Origin of the sequence: Helicobacter sp. CLO-3 (assembly GCF_001854545.1) — a bacterium.
Taxonomy (GTDB): domain Bacteria; phylum Campylobacterota; class Campylobacteria; order Campylobacterales; family Helicobacteraceae; genus Helicobacter_B.
In genome coordinates, this window is record NZ_MLQN01000007.1 from 1 (window position 1) to 17,099 (window position 17,099).

Genomic DNA, 17,099 nt, shown 5'->3' on the forward strand with positions numbered 1-17,099 from the left:
CACCAAAACAAACCAAACACACCACAACCATCGACAACCTATGTGGACCATCTGTTTTTTGGGGACAGACGAGCCCAATATGATGACCCACAAACGGAGTCTTCGCGACGCGAGCCCCCACCCAAGGCTTCAGTGGGCGTGGGGCGGGGGGTTATTGCAAAAATCTCAAGTGATCCAAAAGTCAAAAAATGCAAACACTCCTAGCTAAAATGCGGTTGCTTTACAAGATTTCAGAATCTAGATTTTGTCCAACTTTTATTTTTATGCTAATATTTTTAGATTTTTTACTAAAAGGTTATTTTACTATGGATTTTGCCAGTCTTTTTGTAGCGGTTGCGCCATTTGCCACGCTGTTTTTGGTGGGCTTCATAGGCGCGATAACGCCCGGCCCCGATGTTTTGCTGGTTTTGCGAAACACTTTGCGATTTGGCGTGGCGCGCGGATTTATCGTGTTTGCCGGCATCGCTAGCGGCTGGGTGGTGTATTTGGCGCTCGTGTATTTTGGGCTCGCGCACTTTGCCAGCCATTTTGTCGCGCAAGTGGCGCTTAGCGTGGTAGGGAGCGCGTATCTGTGGTATATAAGCTACAAAATTTTCACAGCGCCCCAAGTGGTGCAAAATATAGCAGAAAAACTAGTGCAGAATCCAGCCAGTAATATATCAAAAAGCGATGCGCTAGAAAATAATATATCAGAAAATAGCGCGCAAGATACGCAACGCATAGAATCCGCCAATATCGCAGAGTCGATAGAGTCCGCCGGCATCATAAAATCCGCAGAATCCACAGACCCAGCCAGCCTCGCAGAATCCGCTAAATCCACCAGTGCCACAAAACTAGCAAAATCCGCTCGCGCCAGCGTCGCCAGCACTACCAGCGCATCAGATTCTACAAAATCCGCCAACGCCACAGACTCCGCTTCCAAAAGCTTCATAGATTCTGCCAAACCAGATTCTTATTGGCGCGCACTTTTTATAAACCTCTCCAACCCCAAAGCCATCCTATTTTTCGCCGTCATCGCCACGCGCTTCATAGGCAGCGGCTTTGGGCTTAGCATAGTCGTGCTTTTCTGCTCGCTCGCAAGCGCGTTTGTCTGCGTGATATTGGTGGGCGCGTTTTTGCGCCAGATGATAAGTGATCGCCTGTTTTGGTGGATAGATCGCGTAAGTGGCTCACTTTTTGCGATATTTGGCTGCCTGCTTCTCTACAATGCCTTCACCACACTAAATGAGAATCTATAGCGCGTTTTGTGTGGTTTTTGATTTAAGATTCGTGGCATGTGGTAGCTAGCGTTGTTTGTTTAAAATCTTTTTGCAATTAGCAATGTAAGAGGGAGGATTCTCACAAGTCATAAGGGATGAGCGCATGCAGATGCCATCAAAAAGCTTTGAGGCGGGATTTGCCAAAGAGTGTGTTTGTGGCGCGTTTGTAGCGGGCAAAATCGGCGGTGTTTGCGCTTGCAATGGCGCTTGAGTTTGTGCTTGCATGTGCGCGTTTGTGGAATCTTGCTTTGGCACAGTTTGCACTAGTGGTGCTTGATGTATTGTTTGTGAGGATTGCGCTTTTTTTGTTGGCCGCGCTTCTTGCGTGCGTTGCGCTTCTTTTGTGTTTGGCTGATTTTGGCTTAGCGCATTGGGATTTGCTAAATTTTGACTAGGCAAAATCCCAGTCGCATCGCATAGCATCGCTAGATTCTGCGCGTTTATGCCGCCGATAGCATAGATATTTGCGCTGGTTTTTTGGCGGATTTGCGCGAGCAGATTTAGCCCTTTTGGCGGGATTCCGGGCTTGCAAGTGCTATCAAAAATATGCCCCGCTATCACATAATCTAGGCTAGAATCTTGCGCGTGATTTGACATAAAACATGATTTAGATTCTACAAAATCCCGCGTGCGCAGTGCAGAATCTGATTTGGCATCTGGTGTGGCGCGTGTGGATTCTAGCGCGCTAGATTCTGCAAAGCCTCCGCCACAATCAGCGCTAGTAGAATCCAAGATTCCACCATCTAATTTTTCTCCCTCCAATTTTTCGCCGCGCAAATATCTCTGCGCCGCCGCCAGCTCCTCTATGCTGTGCACCGATGCGCCAAGCACCTCAAAGCGCGCGCGCAGCTCGCCAAGCTTATGCACCAAGCCAAAAGGGCAGTGAAACGCCTTGCCCCCAAGACTTAGCGCCGCTTCATAAAAATGATGCAGCACGCAAAGCACGCCATGCTTTTGGCAGATTTTCATCACCTCTTTGGCAAGCACCTTGTATTCCGCCTCGCTTAGGTGCTTTTCGCGCAAGATTATCGCATCGACTTTAGCGCGCGCTAGCAAATCTACCCGCGCCAAAAAATCGCCCTCGCACGCGCGCATATCAGTGATTGCTATCAGCTTTTTTTGCAAAGTTTGTCCTTCTTAAAAATTAATTTGCAAATTAGCTTGCATTTCGCGCCAAAATCTGCGCCAAAATCTAAAAATTGCCAGAATCCAAATTTGCCAAAAATCCGCGCAAGAAATCGCATTGCCAAAAATCCAAAAATCACCAAGAATCCACACCGCCAGAATCTAAAAATAAAAGTCAAAAAAGCACCAAAATCCTACACAAAAATAAAAAATATTCACCTACCCCACATACACGCTATCGCTCATCACAGGCTGGAGATGCTGGCTTTTTAGCATGGCTATCATCTCGCCAACCCCCCTAGAATCCGATATTTCAAACTGATCATCGCCCTTTTTATCCTTTTGCTTCTCTTTGGCGCTGCGCTCGCCTATCCCCACCGACACGCCAGCGCTCACCTTCGTCGCGCCAAGTTGCAGCACATGATCGCGAAAGCCCGCCCTCTCGCGACTCGAAATCGTGATATTGGCAAATGGTAAAAACATCCGATACGCACAAAGCACCTGCAGAAGCCTAGATTCGCTCACATCTTTCGGACCTATTTGGCGGTTGTTGATGATGGGGCGCAGGCGCGGGATAGAGATAGAGATCTCGGCATGCGGGTAGCGCTGCTGCAAAAAATGCGCGTGAAGTGCCGTCGCCAGCGCATCTTTGCGAAAATCATCAATGCCAAGCAGCGCGCCAAATCCCACCCCGCGCATGCCCGCCATCAGTGCGCGCTCCTGCCCATCAAAGCGATATGGCATGATGCGCTTTTCGCCCTCGATGTGGATTCTGGCGTATTTTTTGGGCGCATAAGTCTCTTGAAAAATCGTCACAAAATCACAGCCACTCTCATGCAAAACCGCGTATTCATCGACATTCATCGGATATATTTCTACGCCAACGACTTTGAAATATTCTTTAGCGATAGCGCACGCGCGCGCGATATACTCCACGCTCGCATATTCTCTGCCCTCACCTGTAAGCATGATAATCTCTTGCAAACCACTTTTTGCGATAATTTGCATCTCTTCATGAATTTCTTTTTCATCTAGCTTTGCCCTAGCGATTTTATTGCCCTTTTGAAACCCGCAATACACGCATTTACTCTCGCAAAAATTACTAAGATAAAGGGGCGTAAAAATAGAAATACTATTTCCAAAATATCGCTTCGTGATAGCACTAGAAATGCGCGCCATAGATTCTAGATGAGATTCTGCGATTGGGGAGAGCAAGGCTTTTAGATGAGTGATGCTAAGCCTATTTTGCGAAGCTTGTTTTAAAGCTTGTGCCACATCAGCGCTTGTATAGCGCGATTCATCATAGCTATTTGTATGCTCTAGCACACGCGAGAAAATATCAGAATCTATCTTTTGCATATGTGGATAATAATCAAAAATATCTCGATTTTTCATAATTTTTCCTTTTTTATTTTATTTGGCTATATTTTAAATGACTTTTGCTAATTTATCGGCTTATTTTATCGACTAATTTTTAACACTTTTGGCGGCGATTTTTCAAAGTTAGATTCTAGCGCGCCAAACTCACAAAGCACACCAAACACGCGCCAACGCAAACGCGCCAAGCCCCAGAATCTAATCGCGCAAAAACCCAGTCAGCGGCGATGACGCGCTAGCCTGTAGATTTTCACCAAAAGCGCCACTTCTACCAAGCAAGCCCCCTTCGCCAAACGCATTTTCGCAAAACACACTTTCGCCAATTCCCGCCAAAAACGCCGCTCTCCCCGCCTCTATCGCCAAGCCAAACGCGCGCGCCATTTTGGCGATGTCTCTAGCATTGGCGATGGCGGTGTTTGCCATGATGGCGCTCGCGCCCATTTGCATCGCTTCGCAAGCCTGCGCTGGCGAGCCGATGCCCGCATCCACGATGATAGGCAGGTCTATCTCATCGATGAGAATCTGGATGAAATCCCTAGTCCTTAGTCCCCTGTTGCTGCCAATAGGCGCGCCAAGTGGCATGATAGCCGCCGCGCCGGCGTTTCGCATATCGCGCGCGGCGTAGAGATCTGGATACATATAAGGCAGCGGCGTGAAGCCCTCATTTGCCAGCATCTCGACTGCTTTTGCTGTCTCGTAGTTGTCCGGCAGCAGGTATTTGCTATCCCTTATCACCTCGATTTTTATCATATCACTTTTGCAGATTTCGCGCGCTAGGCGTGCTATCCGAAGCGCCTCGGTGGCGTTTCTCGCACCTGAAGTGTTTGGCAAAAGCGTGATATTTGGCGGGATGAAATCTAAGATATTTTCGAGTCTGCCAGAATCCGCGCGCCTAAGTGCAAGCGTGATGATCTGCGCCCCTGCGCCCTGCAAGGCGGCTTGTATAAGCTCTAGGGAGTATTTGCCAGAGCCTAGGATGAATCGAGAATCAAAGGTGTATTTGCCGATTTTTAGCGGGTCTTTGGATTGTGGCGCGGTTTTTAGATTCTGCGCGCTTTGCGTATTCTGCGTATTTGGCGAGATTTTTTTATCCATTTTTTTCCTTTGTGTTGCGCTTGACTTATTGCATAAGCGTTGTTTGCGGCGCAAATATTTATCGAGTCGCTTATTTTATCGTTTTGTTATGAATTTTGCATTAGCAATTCTAGCACAAGGTTTGCCTGATGCGCCGCGCAGATGCTGACTCTTGGCGCCATAAGCCCCATGCCGACTTTTGCGCCGCTTTTCATATCGCCACAGACATAAAAATTTGGGGCGATTTTTTTGGTGATGATGTCATTTGAGTCGCCAAATCCCGCGAGCCCAGAAGCGCAGATTAGCGGCGTGTCTGGGAAAATCGCGTGAAAATGCTGCGCCAGCATCGCTTTGGTAGCCGCCACATCAAACGCCTCGCACACGATATTCGCGCCCGCTAGCGCCTCTGCTAAGTTGTCTTTGGTGATTTTTAGGATAAGCGGCTCGGTGGCGATAAATGGATTTATCCTAGCGATTTGCGCGCTTAGCGCGTCTGCCTTGAAAGCGCCCAAATCATCGATGCTGTAGGCTTGGCGGTTTAGGTTGCTAGGCTCGATGATGTCAAAATCTATGAGCCGAAGCCTTCCCACGCCCACGCGCGCGAGCATGATAGCGATATGCGAGCCAAGCCCGCCAAGCCCGCAAATAGCGACACTCGCGCGCTTCAGCCGCTCATGCACTTTTGGCGTGTGGCGCGCGCTCATCATGGATTCTAGCGCGTCTTGTGGCGGCATCTCGCCTTTTTTGATGAGGAACAGCTCATCGCCCTCTTTCAGCACCACAGCTTCTTTGGTGGCAAAGCCATTGATGATATAGACGAGATTATCGGTGTTTTGGGCGCTGGTGGCGTTTGTGGCGTTTGTCGCGCTGTTTTTGTCGGGGGCGTTTGTCGCGTCGTTGCGACTAGAATCTTTTATCAAAATCTCCAAAAACTCCAAGCTATCTTTCGCGCTTGTTTGCATAGGCTTGCCATTTAGAAAAATATTTATTTGTGGCGCGGATTTAGATTCTGCTTTGGATTTGTTTTTGGATTCTGCGCGAGATTTTACACCAGAATCCACTTCAGAATCCACCCCAAAATCTAGATTAGAATCCACTCTGGAATCCGCCGCGCCACTTTTTAGATTCTGCTTTTTTTGCATCATCCGCCTCCGACAAAGCACACGATTTCCGCACTATCGCCCTCTTTCAATACCAGCCCTTCAAAGCGCTCGCGCGGGATTATCCTGCCATTTAGCTCTAGCGCGATGAGATCTATTAAGTAGCCTCTCTGCGCGATGAGATCAAGCAGTGCGATTTCTTTTATATCCATTTTTTCGCCATTTATGGTAATCATTTTTCTCCTTTATTTTATGTCGCGCCAGCCAAAAGACAGCGCCAAAGCACCAGAATCCACCTATAAAAACCAGCGCCAATACAGCATCGAAAACACCAAAAGAAGCCCCACGCCAATCATACTCAAAAGCGCGCCAAAGCGAAACATATCCCAGATTTTCACCCCGCCTTTGCTAAAGACTATTGCATTTGGCGGCGTGGAGATAGGAAACATAAACGAGAATCCCACGCAAATCGTCGCCACAAGCATCACGAGGCTTTGCATTTGCGGGTCGAGGAAGGATTTCGTCGAGGCGTAAATGATGCTTAGCAAAATCGCTATAAGCGCGGTCGAGCTGATAAACATCGTCAAAAATAGCACCAAAAAGCAAACACAGATGATAAACACCAGCAGCGGCAGCGTCCCAAAATACTCAAAAATCGGCTTAAACGCATCGCCAAGCTGTAGCTCTAAAACAGCCATCGCGATGCAAAATCCAGCGCCAAACAAAAAATTTATCTCATAAGGGATTTCTTTGGAATCCTCCCATTTCAAAAAGCCGATTTTTGGCACAAACATAAGCAAGCCAAATGCTAGCAAAACGACATTTTCATTTAGCCCAAGCCCGCTGTATATGGGCTTTATCGGTGAGTTTAGCAGCAAAAGCACAAGCAGCGCGCCTACCATCACAAGCAGCCTTTTGTGCTCGCTAGATACGCTTATGTCTTTGAAAACTTCTATCTCTAGCGCGCTAGATTCTAGCCCGCGCGAGAGAAGCCACACCATCGCATAAAGCATGCTAAGCGTGAGGGGCAGCATCATCAAAATCCAAGTCACAAAGCCTATGCTTTCAAATCCCGCTGTCTCTAGGAATCCGATGAATATGAGGTTTGGCGGCGTGCCGATAGGCGTGGTGATGCCGCTGATACTCGCGCCAAACGCCACGGCTAGCAAAAAGCGTGTTTTTAGCGTAGAATCTTGCGAGATAGAGAGCGCTACGGGGATGAGGAGCAGGGCTACCGTGGAGTTTGACAGCGCGCTGCCAAGTGCCACGCTGACGACGCCAAGGGCGGTGATGACGCCTTTTGGCGTGGGTGGAAAAAGGCTCAAAAAGCGTTTGGCAATGATTCTGTGAAGTCCGATTTTCTCCACTGCTGTGGCTAGCATAAATCCGCCTAGAAAGAGGAAAATGATGGGATTTGCGTAGTTGCTAGTCGCGCTTTTGACATCGAGAATCCCAAACGCTGGGAAAAGCACGATAGGCAAAAGTGAGACGATGCCAAGCGGCAGGGCTTGGTTGGTCCAAAGCACGATGAGTAAAAACAGCGTGCCCACAAACCCGCCCACCTGCAAGCTCGCATCAAAATAATACATACTCACCGCGCCCGCGATAATCGCGATGATGATAGCAGCGATGAGGCCTAGCAGAAGCTGGAGGCGGCCTTTTAGGCGGATTTTGGCTTGTAGCTCGCCGCGCACGCCTCGCGCGCTCCTATCTGCGGCTCTATCCACGATGCGCTTGCGTCCGAAAAATCGTTTGTGTGGTTTGGCGGGGGCGGATTCTGGTTTAGCTGAAGCGGATTCTGGTTTGGTTGTGGGGTCTGGGGTGGTGGATTCTTGTTTGGATTCTGGGGCAACATCTGGCGCAGAATCTGGTTTGGCTGGGTTTGCAGATTGCGCGGTGGATTCTTGGGATTTTGCGTCGCTGGATTCTATGGATTCTATGGATTCTATGGATTCTAGTTTGGATTCTGATTTGGTGGATTCTTGCGCGATAGATTCTTGCTCGGGTTTGGCGGGCTCGATTGGTTTGATAGGCTTAGCGGATTCTATTTTTGCTAGATTTTTTGGCGATGCACTTTCTTCTTGTGATACATTTTCTTCTTGCGGCGCATTTTCTGGCAAATCTTTCGATAGGGGATTCACTATCTACTCCTAAAGATTTTTGGTTGGTTTTGTTTGGTGGTTTGGCAAATGTAGCGCGTATTATAGCAGGTTTCATAGATTCTGTGGCGATTTATGCTATCATTATGATTTTGGCGCGCTTTTTGCCTAAATCGCGTCAGGCCCCAAATACCAGAATCCAAAAGGAAAAAAGTGACCGCACAAAAATCAGATGCGCTAAGTCCAAGCGCGCCAAGCGCGCCAAACACGCCAAACACGCCAAAACTTTTTATCATCATACCCATTTATAATGTCGAAAAATATCTAGCCGAATGCCTAGATTCTGTAAAGATGCAGACTTATCCAAACTTTGAAGCGGTTTTGGTCGATGATGGCAGCAAAGATAATAGCGCGCAAATCGCGCAAAAATATGTCGATGCTAACCCAAACTTCACGCTACTGCGCCAAGAAAACAAAGGGCTTGGCGGGGCGAGAAACACCGCGCTTGATTATATTTTTTCCAAACACCCCTCGCCCACTGACTGCATAGGCAGCGTAGATTCCGATGATTTGGTGGCTAGAGATTATTTTGCAAATCTCATCTATTGCCTAGAATCTCAAGGCACGCTAGTGGCAAAAGCGCGCGATATGAAGCTTTTTTATGATGATGACTATGACAAAAAAATGTTTGATGTCACTTTGCCAAAACGCAAAGGCATCAAGCGGCGCACAAATGAAAAAAATCTATCTAGCAAAATAGAGTTTTGGCGTAGCGTGTATAGGGCATCACTGCTGGAGCATCTGCGATTTCCGCCGGTGCGCTTTGCTGAAGATGTAGCGCTTGGGATTTGCATAAATGCGCTGGCAAAAGATATTGCCCTTACCAAAAGTGCGCGCTATTTCTATCGCCAGCGAGCAGGTTCGCTTACCAAAACCACCCAGCAACCGCAAGAGTTTTTCAATGTTTTTGGCTTTATCTATAAATTTTTTTTAGAAAATGATCTTTTATATACCTATAAATTGCCTATTGATACTTTAAACCCCAGAGGCACACATTCATATCTAGCCGAGAATGAGGATTATCTGCCAGCTTTGCAAAACTTCATCCGTTCGCTTGATATAGCCCCTGATGTGCTAGAAAAAAAATGTATTTTTAAAACAAGCGCTAGAATCTAGCGATATGCAGGATTTTCTGCGTCGCACAGAGGATTCTAAAAAGCATTTCAAAGATTATTTCAACATAAGAATGGGCAAAAATAAAAAACTAATCCGACTTTTTGGTAAAACTATTTTTGATAATAGTAGAAAAAGTTTGCCTATAGAATCCAGCGCAGAATCTAAAAGCGCAGAATCTGCAAACGAGGATTCCAAAAATATGGATTCTGAAAAAGCAGAATCTAGCAAAATAGATTCTATAAAAGCAAATTCTAGCGCGCACGCGACAAACACAGCCAAAAGCGCTAGCAAAAATAAAAGCCAGATATTTTACATACTGCGCGACATCACCGAAAGTGGCGGGGGCGAGCGCGTCTGTGCCAATCTAGCAAACGCACTCATCGAGCGCGGCAAAAGCGTGCATATCATAAGCCTTTTTTGCCTAAATGAGAAGCCCTGCTATGCGCTTGACCCTCGCATACCTATTACTTATCTGTCCCATACCTCGCCATCTTGCACCTCGCCAAACGCCGCCAAATCGCTAAAAAAGCTTTGGATAAAGCTCGTGTATCGCTGGATTTTATGCCTAAAAGCATGCGGCATCATAAACGCCTACGCGCGCCAAGCACTTGCAGGCACAAGCGCGCACGCAGACACGATAACAGCGCTTGGAAATGATGGCTGGTTCATCCCGCTACGCAAACTCAAAATAAAAGGCAAAAATGCCATAAAATACGCACGCATCTGGCATATACAAGCGCCCAAAAAAGCGCGCAAAGCACTTTCATTTTTTGACTTTATCATCATCCTTTCGCCCCGCCAAATCGCCACTTGGCGCACATTTCACAAACATATAAAAGTCATCCCAAACTTCCTGCCAAACCTTCCTAGCAAGACAACCAATCACGCGCAGCGTAGAATCTTAGCAGTTGGCAGGCTAACAGAGCAGAAGGCGTTTTTGCGATTGCTTGATATATGGGCGATGGTGAGGGCGCGGATAGCGGGCGATGGCGTAGAAAAACTGCGCGCCAAAGCAGAATCTAGCGCAGATTCTAGCGCAAAATCTAGCACAGATTTCAAAGCAGATTCTAGTGCGCTGGATTTGTCATTGCGAGCGCAAAGCGCGAAGCAATCCATAAAATCTTCAGACTCTATAGAATCCGCAGAGCCCACAAACACAAAATCCAGCCAAAACAGCCTAACATATTTGCGCGATTGGCAGCTAGTCATCGTGGGCGATGGCGTGCAAAAAGCGCAGCTAGAGCAAAAAATAATCGATAAGCATTTGCAAGATTCTGTGATGATGAAGCCATTTACCAGCGACATAGAATCCGAGTATTTGAGTGCTAGCATTTATGCGCTAAGCAGCCGCAATGAGGGCTTTCCTATGGTGCTAGTGGAGGCTAGCAGCTATGCGCTTCCTAGCGTGGCGTTTGATGTGGATTCTGGACCTAGCGATATTATCGATGATGGCGTGAATGGCTATTTGGTGAAAGATGGTGATTTGAGCGTGTTTGCGGAGCGGCTTTTGGTGCTTATGAGCAATGAAGCCAAGCGCGAATCTATGGGAAACAAAGCGCGAACTATGATGCAAGAGCGCTTTGGCAAAGAAACAATCATGCGCCTATGGGATGAAGCGCTAGGGTAGTGTAGATATTTTACTTTGGGTTGTTTTATGCTCGAGGTTTATTTTAGGTTGTAATATTTAGAGATTTGGATAATGCGAGGGTGCCATGTTGCCTTTTGCTTCAAGAGGATATAATTTTGTTTTGGCTTAGATGGTTTTGCATTTTAAAATGTATTAGAATTTAAATTAATTTAATGGTTTGGATTATTTTCTGATTCTATTTTTGCGCGGATTGTTTATTTTTTGTGAGGTTTATGCATAATCTTTGGTTTGACCCTTGCATATTTTTATTAAATTTTTGTGTAAAAATATTGTGGATTTTATGAGATTATTTTAGGCTCTACAAGAATCATAGCAATTGTAGTTAGCCCAGTATTATGAGTGTCGAAGTAAAAAATAAAATATATACAAAATTCTACCAAAGCAAAATCTAAACAAAAAGCGAAAAAATTATAATGCGCAAAGTGTGCAAATCGCCTGATTGTTCTTGTAGCGTAAGAAAATAATTTTATAGTCCAAAATTACAACCCTATCACTTCATATTTTTTATCCTAGTTATCTCATCGCGTAGGCGCGCCGCTTCTTCAAACTCTAGATTTTTCGCTGCTTGCAGCATTTTTTGCTTCAGCTCTTTTATGATACTTTCGCGCTCCGCTTTTGGGATTTTGCTAGTTTTTGATTTTTTCTCATAGAGTGCGCCGCTAGATTCTAGCCTTAGCTCCTCCTCCACGCCGCGCTGCACGCTTTTTGGCGTGATATTATGCGCTTTGTTATACGCCTCTTGCCGCCCCCTGCGATAATCCGTGATTTCAAACGCACGCTGCATCGAGCCTATGATCTTTTTGGCATACAAAATCACTTTGCCCTCCACATTGCGCGCCGCGCGCCCCATCGTCTGTATGAGGCTAGTTTCTGAGCGCAAAAAGCCCTCTTTATCCGCATCAAGTATCGCTATGAGGCTGACTTCTGGCAGATCCAGCCCCTCGCGCAAAAGATTTATCCCCACAAGCACATCATACTCGCCAAGCCGCAGCTCGCGGATGAGATGGTTGCGCTCGATAGCATCGATGTCGCTGTGCATATAGCGCACTTTGATGCCAAGGTCAGTGTAGTATTTGGTAAGCTCCTCTGCCATTTTTTTGGTTAGCGTGGTGATGAGCACGCGCTCGCTTTTTGCCACGCGCGCCTTTATCTCATCATAAAGATCAAGCACCTGATTATCAGAATCCCGCACCTCATACAGCGGATCAAGAAGCCCTGTGGGGCGGATGATCTGCTCGGCTGTATGCTCTGCGCTAAGCTCTAGCTCAAGCCGCGCTGGCGTAGCAGAGACAAACAAAAAATGCGGCGGCTTTTTGATAAACTCATCAAATTTCAGCGGGCGATTATCAAGCGCGCTAGGCAAGCGGAATCCATACTCCACAAGCACCTCCTTGCGACTCCTATCACCCTCATACATCCCGCCAAACTGCGGCAAACTCACATGCGACTCATCGACTATCACCAAATAAGGCTTGCTCTTTTGCTCAAAATAATCAAGCAGACAATACGGCGTCTCGCCCGGCGCTTTGCCGGTGAGATGGCGCGCGTAGTTTTCGATGCCTTTGCAGATTCCAGATTCTCTTATCATCTCTAGGTCAAACTCCGTGCGCCCTTTTAGCCTTGAATGCTCTATCATCTTGCCTTCTTTTTCAAACTCCGCTAGCCTAGAATCTAGCTCGGATTCTATCCCGCGCAGTGCCTCTTGCAAGCGCGTCGCACCCACGATAAATTGATTTGCCGCATAAAGCACATAACTATCAAGCCGCTTTAGCTCCACGCGCTCTACCTCATTCCACACGCTTATGCGCTCTATCTCATCGCCAAAAAACTCCACGCGCACAAACTCCACTTCATTATACGCTGGGAAAATATCCACCACCTCGCCATTCACGCGAAAATCCCCGCGCTCAAAGCTCATATTATTCCTCGTATAGCCCATATCTACAAGCTTTGCCAAAAACCCGCGATAATCGCGACTCTCACCCACCTCAAGCTTTTCTATCATCGTAAGATATTCGCTCGGATTTCCTAAACCATAGTTTGCACTCACGCTTGCTACGACGATGACATCATCATATGCTAGCAGCGAAGTAGTCGCCGCTAGTCGCAAGCGCTCAAGCTCATCATTGATACTAGAATCCTTCTCGATAAACAAATCCCTGCGCGGAATGTAAGCCTCTGGCTGATAATAATCAAAGTGGCTGATGAAATACTCCACATGATTTTTGGGGAAAAATCCTTTAAACTCGCTGTAAAGCTGCGCGGCTAGCGTTTTGTTGTGCGTCATTATGAGCGTTGGGATATTTAGCGTGGCGATGATATTTGCCATGGTGAAAGTTTTGCCGCTGCCTGTGACGCCAATAAGCGTGGAGTAGCGCGCGCCAGATTCTATGCTTTTGGTGATATTTGCTATCGCTTTGGGCTGGTCGCCTGCTGGTTTGTAAGAAGAGCACAAAGAAAATGAAGCCACCTAAAATCCTTGAAAATAAGTAATATATGCGCGCACGCGCGAAAATTTGGATACAATTATACTTCAATCTGCGCTTAGAAATACACAAAACACAAAAAGAAAGGCAAAAATGTCGCTTATAAAAAACCTCGAAGAAAAGATAGATTCTCTGCTAAAAGCCTATGAAGAATGCGCCAAAGAGCTAGAAAGCGCGCGCAGCGAGCTAGAATCCATGCGCCAGCAATCCCAGCAAAAAGATCTGCAAATCTCCGCACTCTATGAAGAGATAGGCAATCGCGACAGAGCCGTAGAATCACTCTATGACAAAGTCTCTGGCGCGCTAGCAAGCGCGAATGGCGCAAATAAAGAGCCTTTGGAATCCTAGAATCTAAATTTTGAAAATCTGTAAAATCCTAGAATCTGACAGAATCCAAAATCGCAAAAAGTAAATCACAAAAAGGCGCGCTATGAATGAGCAACTAGAAATAAAAATATGTGGCAGGGAGTTTGGCATATCGCTAAAAGGCTACAACGCGCAAGCTAGCCAAGAAATACGCGATATGTTTGAGCGAAAAAATGTCGATTTGCTCGATATCGTGCGCGCGTATCTGGATGTCGTGCATCAAAAATGCGAGCTAGAATCCAGCCTGCAAAATATCGCTATGAAGCTGGATAATGTCGCGATAAAGCCAAGTGGCGAGGCTTGTGAGGTGGATTCTGATTTGGATTCTGGTGTAGTGAAAGCGGGCGAGGCAGAATCTATGGAGGAGGCGGGCGCGGTGGAATCTAATTTGGATTCTGGCGCGGAGGCGGATTTGGCTAGCGCGGGCTTTGGTGCGGTGAAAGCAGGCAAGGCAGAATCCGCTTTGGAATCAAGTTTAGATTCTGGCGCAGAATCTATTTTAGCAACAAGTGCTGATTTGGAAGCAGAATCTAAAAAGATGGATTCTAGCCTGATAGCAAATACCAGCCAAACAAAATCCGCGCCAGCAGTAGAATCTAAAACGCCAGCAGCTGATTTGCCAAGCCCAAATCTATTAGATTCTGCCCTATTAGATTCTGGCGCGCTAGATTCTGCTTTACTAGATTCTACCTCGCTAGATTCTACCTCGCTAAATTCTTCTTGGCCAAAAGCCGATTTGATAAAAGCTGATTTAGCAAAAACTACTTTGCCAAAACTAGATTCTGCAAAATCTAGCCAAAAAGGCATTATCAAGCCCGCCTCACAAAGCCCAAACCCCATTCCACAAAGCCTTTTTGAGACAGATTTTAGGCTCGCTAGCAACACGCTTTTATAATGCCCTTTTACCACATCGCCCCGCTAGGCATCAAATCGCCGATCCTCACATACCACCACGCAAACGCGCTAAAAAAGGGCGTGCTGGTGCGTATCGAAGTGCGGCGCAAATCGCATTATGGCGTGATTTGTGGCGAGGTTGGCAAGCCTGATTTTGAGTGCAAAGACATCTTAGAGGTTTGTGGTATCTTTGGCGACAAGCAGCGGCTTTTGGCGGATTTTATCGCGAAATACTACCGCGCAAGTTTGCAAGAATCTTATAATCTTTTCACTAGCTTTAAAATACGCTATCAAAACGCCATTTTTGCGCCCAATTTTGCAGAATCTAAAATCATAGCAGAATCTAAAAATCGCGCAGAATCCGCAGAATCCAAAACACAAGCGGAATCTGCAACCCCCACAGAATCTACAGCCCCAAACAACACACTCGCGCATTTTAGATTCTACAGCGAGCCTATCGCGCCTCTAAGCCAAAGCGAGATTATATCCATAGAGTCGCGCCTAAACGCCCTAAACACCGAGCAGCAAAAAGCAAACGCTTTCATAGAATCTAAAAACATCACGCTGCTTTTTGGCGACACGGGAAGCGGCAAAAGCGAGATATATTTCCACCAAATCGCGCGCGCATTAGCGAGAAACCAAACTGCCTTACTGCTAATGCCAGAAATCGCGCTCACACCGCAGATGCACGCTCGGCTAAAGGGCGTTTTTGGCGAGTGTGTGGAGGTGTGGCATAGCAAACTCACCAGCGCGCAAAAAGCAAAAATCGTGCAAAATCTGCACCAAAATCGCATCAAAATCATCGCCGGCGCGCGTAGTGCGCTATTTTTGCCGCTGGCAAATCTTGGGATAATCATCGTCGATGAGGAGCATGATGATGCGTATAAATCGATGAGTAGCCCGCGATACAACGCGCGCGACCTTGCGATGTATCTAGCCACAAAATGCCATATCAAGCTGATTCTAGGCTCTGCCACGCCAAGCCTCACTTCCTACACGCAAGCGCGTGAAAAAGGCTATTTGTATCGGCTTAGGGGCACGCATTTTGGCGCGAGCAAAAACTTCACCCTAGAATCCAGCATCGGCGCGCTCACGCCAAAGCTGCTAGAATCCATCGCGCGCACGATAGATTCTAGCAAGCAAGCTATCATCTTCCTGCCTACGCGTGCTAATTTCAAATCGCTTATATGCATGAATTGTGGTTATGGCTTTGTCTGCCCGTTTTGCAGCGTGAATATGAGTGTGCATGTCAAAAGGCGCGCGCTTTGCTGTCATTATTGCGGCTACACGCAAGCACTGCCAAGCATTTGCCCGGAGTGTCAAAGCGACTCACTTTCTAGCAATAGACTAGGCACGCAACAGCTTGCAAGCGAGCTAGCCGCCGCCCTGCCACACGCAAATATCGGCATCTTTGACAAAGATCACGCCAGCACGCACAAAAAGCTAAAGCAGATTCTGCATGATTTCAACACGCAAAAAACGCAGATACTAATTGGCACGCAAATGCTAAGCAAGGGGCATGACTATCACAATGTCGCGCTGGCGGTGATTATGGGGATTGACTATGTGCTAAATAGCGGGGATTATCGTAGCTTTGAGCGCGGTGTGGTGCTGGTGCATCAGATAGCTGGGCGCGCGGGCAGGAAGGATGCTGGCGCGGTGTTTATCCAGAGCTTGCAGGCGGAGTGGCTGGAGGCGTTTTTGGGCGATTATGAGGCGTTTTTGCGCTATGAGCTGGATTCTCGCTCGCACAATTACCCGCCATTTGCGCGGCTTGCGATGCTGCATTTCTCACACAAAAGCAATGAGCGCGCAAAAGCGCAGATGCTAGAAATCCTGCCAAAACTCCAAGCAAGACTCGCCCAAGAGCCACAAGCCAAAATCATCGGCTATGGCGCAAACGCGATAGAAAAAATCGCTGGAAAATACCGCTACCACATCCTTATCTGCGCGCCAAAAGCCACGCAAATCCTACGCGCACTAGAAACCCTAGGCGACATAGATGTCGATATCGACGCGCTTGATACGCTGTGAATTGCACTATGTATTTAACTCTCGAATCCTTGCGTTGAAATTTTGCCTTAGAATACTGCTAATAATTATGTAAAAAAATTGATAAGATACTAAATAGTCCGCTAAATTACAAAATAAGCTTAATAATTTTATCAAAAATTATTAAGCTTGATATAAGCATTTTTATATTTTAATATTGACTTTTAATTTACCTCAAGGAGTCCCAATGAAGTTTTCTTCTTTCTGCACAAATAGTGGTCGTGCTACTACAAACGCTACTATAAAGCTCGGTGCTAGCGCACTATCCACCCTATTATTAATCGCCCCCCCCCCTACAAGCAAATAACACAAAAGCAGATTCTAACACCAAAAGTGTAAAAACAAAAACTGCAACAGCCTCTACTAAATCCCTTTTTGGCGATAATCTCACACCAGAAAAAAGCGCTTGGTTTGCTGGCGCACAAGTTGGCTACTCTCTACTT

Annotated in this window: 13 protein-coding genes; 6 read left to right on the plus strand and 7 right to left on the minus strand. The window is 46.8% G+C overall.

What is annotated here, in order from left to right; translation table 11 throughout:
* The first annotated feature begins 305 nt into the window (after positions 1 to 305).
* Entirely contained in the window at positions 306 to 1,238 is a 933-nt protein-coding gene (locus BKN38_RS02965) for a LysE family transporter (RefSeq protein ID WP_158655960.1), read from the plus strand.
* A 45-nt stretch (positions 1,239 to 1,283) separates the two neighbouring features.
* On the opposite strand, the gene BKN38_RS02970 is transcribed toward BKN38_RS02965, so the two are convergent.
* From BKN38_RS02970 to BKN38_RS02995, 6 genes are all read right to left on the minus strand, one after another.
* Positions 1,284 to 2,384, minus strand: coding sequence for a thiamine phosphate synthase (locus BKN38_RS02970; RefSeq protein WP_066453268.1), 1,101 nt, complete (start codon positions 2,382 to 2,384; stop codon positions 1,284 to 1,286).
* 219 nt (positions 2,385 to 2,603) lie between these two features.
* A complete protein-coding gene (gene thiH / locus BKN38_RS02975; protein WP_066453266.1) occupies positions 2,604 to 3,779 on the minus strand; it encodes a 2-iminoacetate synthase ThiH in 1,176 nt (391 codons plus the stop codon).
* Positions 3,780 to 3,959: 180 nt separating this feature from the next.
* Positions 3,960 to 4,856, minus strand: a complete 897-nt coding sequence (locus BKN38_RS02980; protein ID WP_082942396.1) for a thiazole synthase — start codon at positions 4,854 to 4,856, stop codon at positions 3,960 to 3,962.
* A gap of 86 nt (positions 4,857 to 4,942) precedes the next feature.
* Positions 4,943 to 5,824, minus strand: a complete 882-nt coding sequence (gene thiF / locus BKN38_RS02985; RefSeq protein ID WP_371113548.1) for a thiamine biosynthesis protein ThiF — start codon at positions 5,822 to 5,824, stop codon at positions 4,943 to 4,945.
* 152 nt (positions 5,825 to 5,976) lie between these two features.
* Positions 5,977 to 6,171 (minus strand): sulfur carrier protein ThiS, encoded by a 195-nt coding sequence (thiS, locus tag BKN38_RS02990; protein WP_066453263.1) that lies wholly within the window; start codon positions 6,169 to 6,171, stop codon positions 5,977 to 5,979.
* Positions 6,172 to 6,231: 60 nt separating this feature from the next.
* Positions 6,232 to 8,076, minus strand: coding sequence for an SLC13 family permease (locus BKN38_RS02995; protein ID WP_233712983.1), 1,845 nt, complete (start codon positions 8,074 to 8,076; stop codon positions 6,232 to 6,234).
* Between the two features lie 171 nt (positions 8,077 to 8,247).
* Between BKN38_RS02995 and BKN38_RS03000 the strand changes: the two genes are divergently transcribed.
* Both BKN38_RS03000 and BKN38_RS03005 read left to right on the plus strand, forming a co-directional pair.
* On the plus strand, positions 8,248 to 9,210 hold the full coding sequence (locus BKN38_RS03000) for a glycosyltransferase family 2 protein (protein WP_066453258.1): 963 nt from the start codon (positions 8,248 to 8,250) through the stop codon (positions 9,208 to 9,210).
* 4 nt (positions 9,211 to 9,214) lie between these two features.
* On the plus strand, positions 9,215 to 10,837 hold the full coding sequence (locus BKN38_RS03005; RefSeq protein WP_233712981.1) for a glycosyltransferase family 4 protein: 1,623 nt from the start codon (positions 9,215 to 9,217) through the stop codon (positions 10,835 to 10,837).
* 511 nt (positions 10,838 to 11,348) lie between these two features.
* Here BKN38_RS03005 and uvrB read toward each other — a convergent pair.
* Positions 11,349 to 13,328, minus strand: a complete 1,980-nt coding sequence (gene uvrB, locus BKN38_RS03010; protein ID WP_066453256.1) for an excinuclease ABC subunit UvrB — start codon at positions 13,326 to 13,328, stop codon at positions 11,349 to 11,351.
* A gap of 109 nt (positions 13,329 to 13,437) precedes the next feature.
* Here uvrB and BKN38_RS03015 point away from each other — a divergent pair, with 109 nt between their 5' ends.
* The 3 genes from BKN38_RS03015 (at position 13,438) to priA (ending at position 16,638) form a co-directional block, all read left to right on the plus strand.
* Positions 13,438 to 13,692 carry a hypothetical protein gene (locus BKN38_RS03015; protein WP_066453253.1) on the plus strand — a complete coding sequence of 85 codons (255 nt, stop codon included), beginning with the start codon at positions 13,438 to 13,440 and terminating at the stop codon, positions 13,690 to 13,692.
* Between the two features lie 82 nt (positions 13,693 to 13,774).
* Positions 13,775 to 14,605, plus strand: a complete 831-nt coding sequence (locus BKN38_RS03020) for a hypothetical protein (RefSeq protein WP_066453250.1) — start codon at positions 13,775 to 13,777, stop codon at positions 14,603 to 14,605.
* Positions 14,605 to 16,638, plus strand: a complete 2,034-nt coding sequence (gene priA / locus BKN38_RS03025) for a primosomal protein N' (protein WP_066453246.1) — start codon at positions 14,605 to 14,607, stop codon at positions 16,636 to 16,638. The genes BKN38_RS03020 and priA overlap by 1 nt, the downstream gene beginning before the upstream one ends.
* The last annotated feature ends 461 nt before the right edge of the window (positions 16,639 to 17,099 follow it).

What these genes read in the sequence shown, in the direction of transcription:
- BKN38_RS02965 (WP_158655960.1), top strand. Translation starts at nt 306, where the DNA reads ATGGATTTTGCCAGTCTTTTTGTAGCGGTTGCGCCATTTGCCACGCTG.
- thiH (WP_066453266.1), bottom strand. Translation starts at nt 3,779, where the DNA reads ATGAAAAATCGAGATATTTTTGATTATTATCCACATATGCAAAAGATA.
- BKN38_RS02980 (WP_082942396.1), bottom strand. Translation starts at nt 4,856, where the DNA reads ATGGATAAAAAAATCTCGCCAAATACGCAGAATACGCAAAGCGCGCAG.
- thiS (WP_066453263.1), bottom strand. Translation starts at nt 6,171, where the DNA reads ATGATTACCATAAATGGCGAAAAAATGGATATAAAAGAAATCGCACTG.
- BKN38_RS03005 (WP_233712981.1), top strand. Translation starts at nt 9,215, where the DNA reads ATGCAGGATTTTCTGCGTCGCACAGAGGATTCTAAAAAGCATTTCAAA.
- BKN38_RS03015 (WP_066453253.1), top strand. Translation starts at nt 13,438, where the DNA reads ATGTCGCTTATAAAAAACCTCGAAGAAAAGATAGATTCTCTGCTAAAA.
- BKN38_RS03020 (WP_066453250.1), top strand. Translation starts at nt 13,775, where the DNA reads ATGAATGAGCAACTAGAAATAAAAATATGTGGCAGGGAGTTTGGCATA.
- priA (WP_066453246.1), top strand. Translation starts at nt 14,605, where the DNA reads ATGCCCTTTTACCACATCGCCCCGCTAGGCATCAAATCGCCGATCCTC.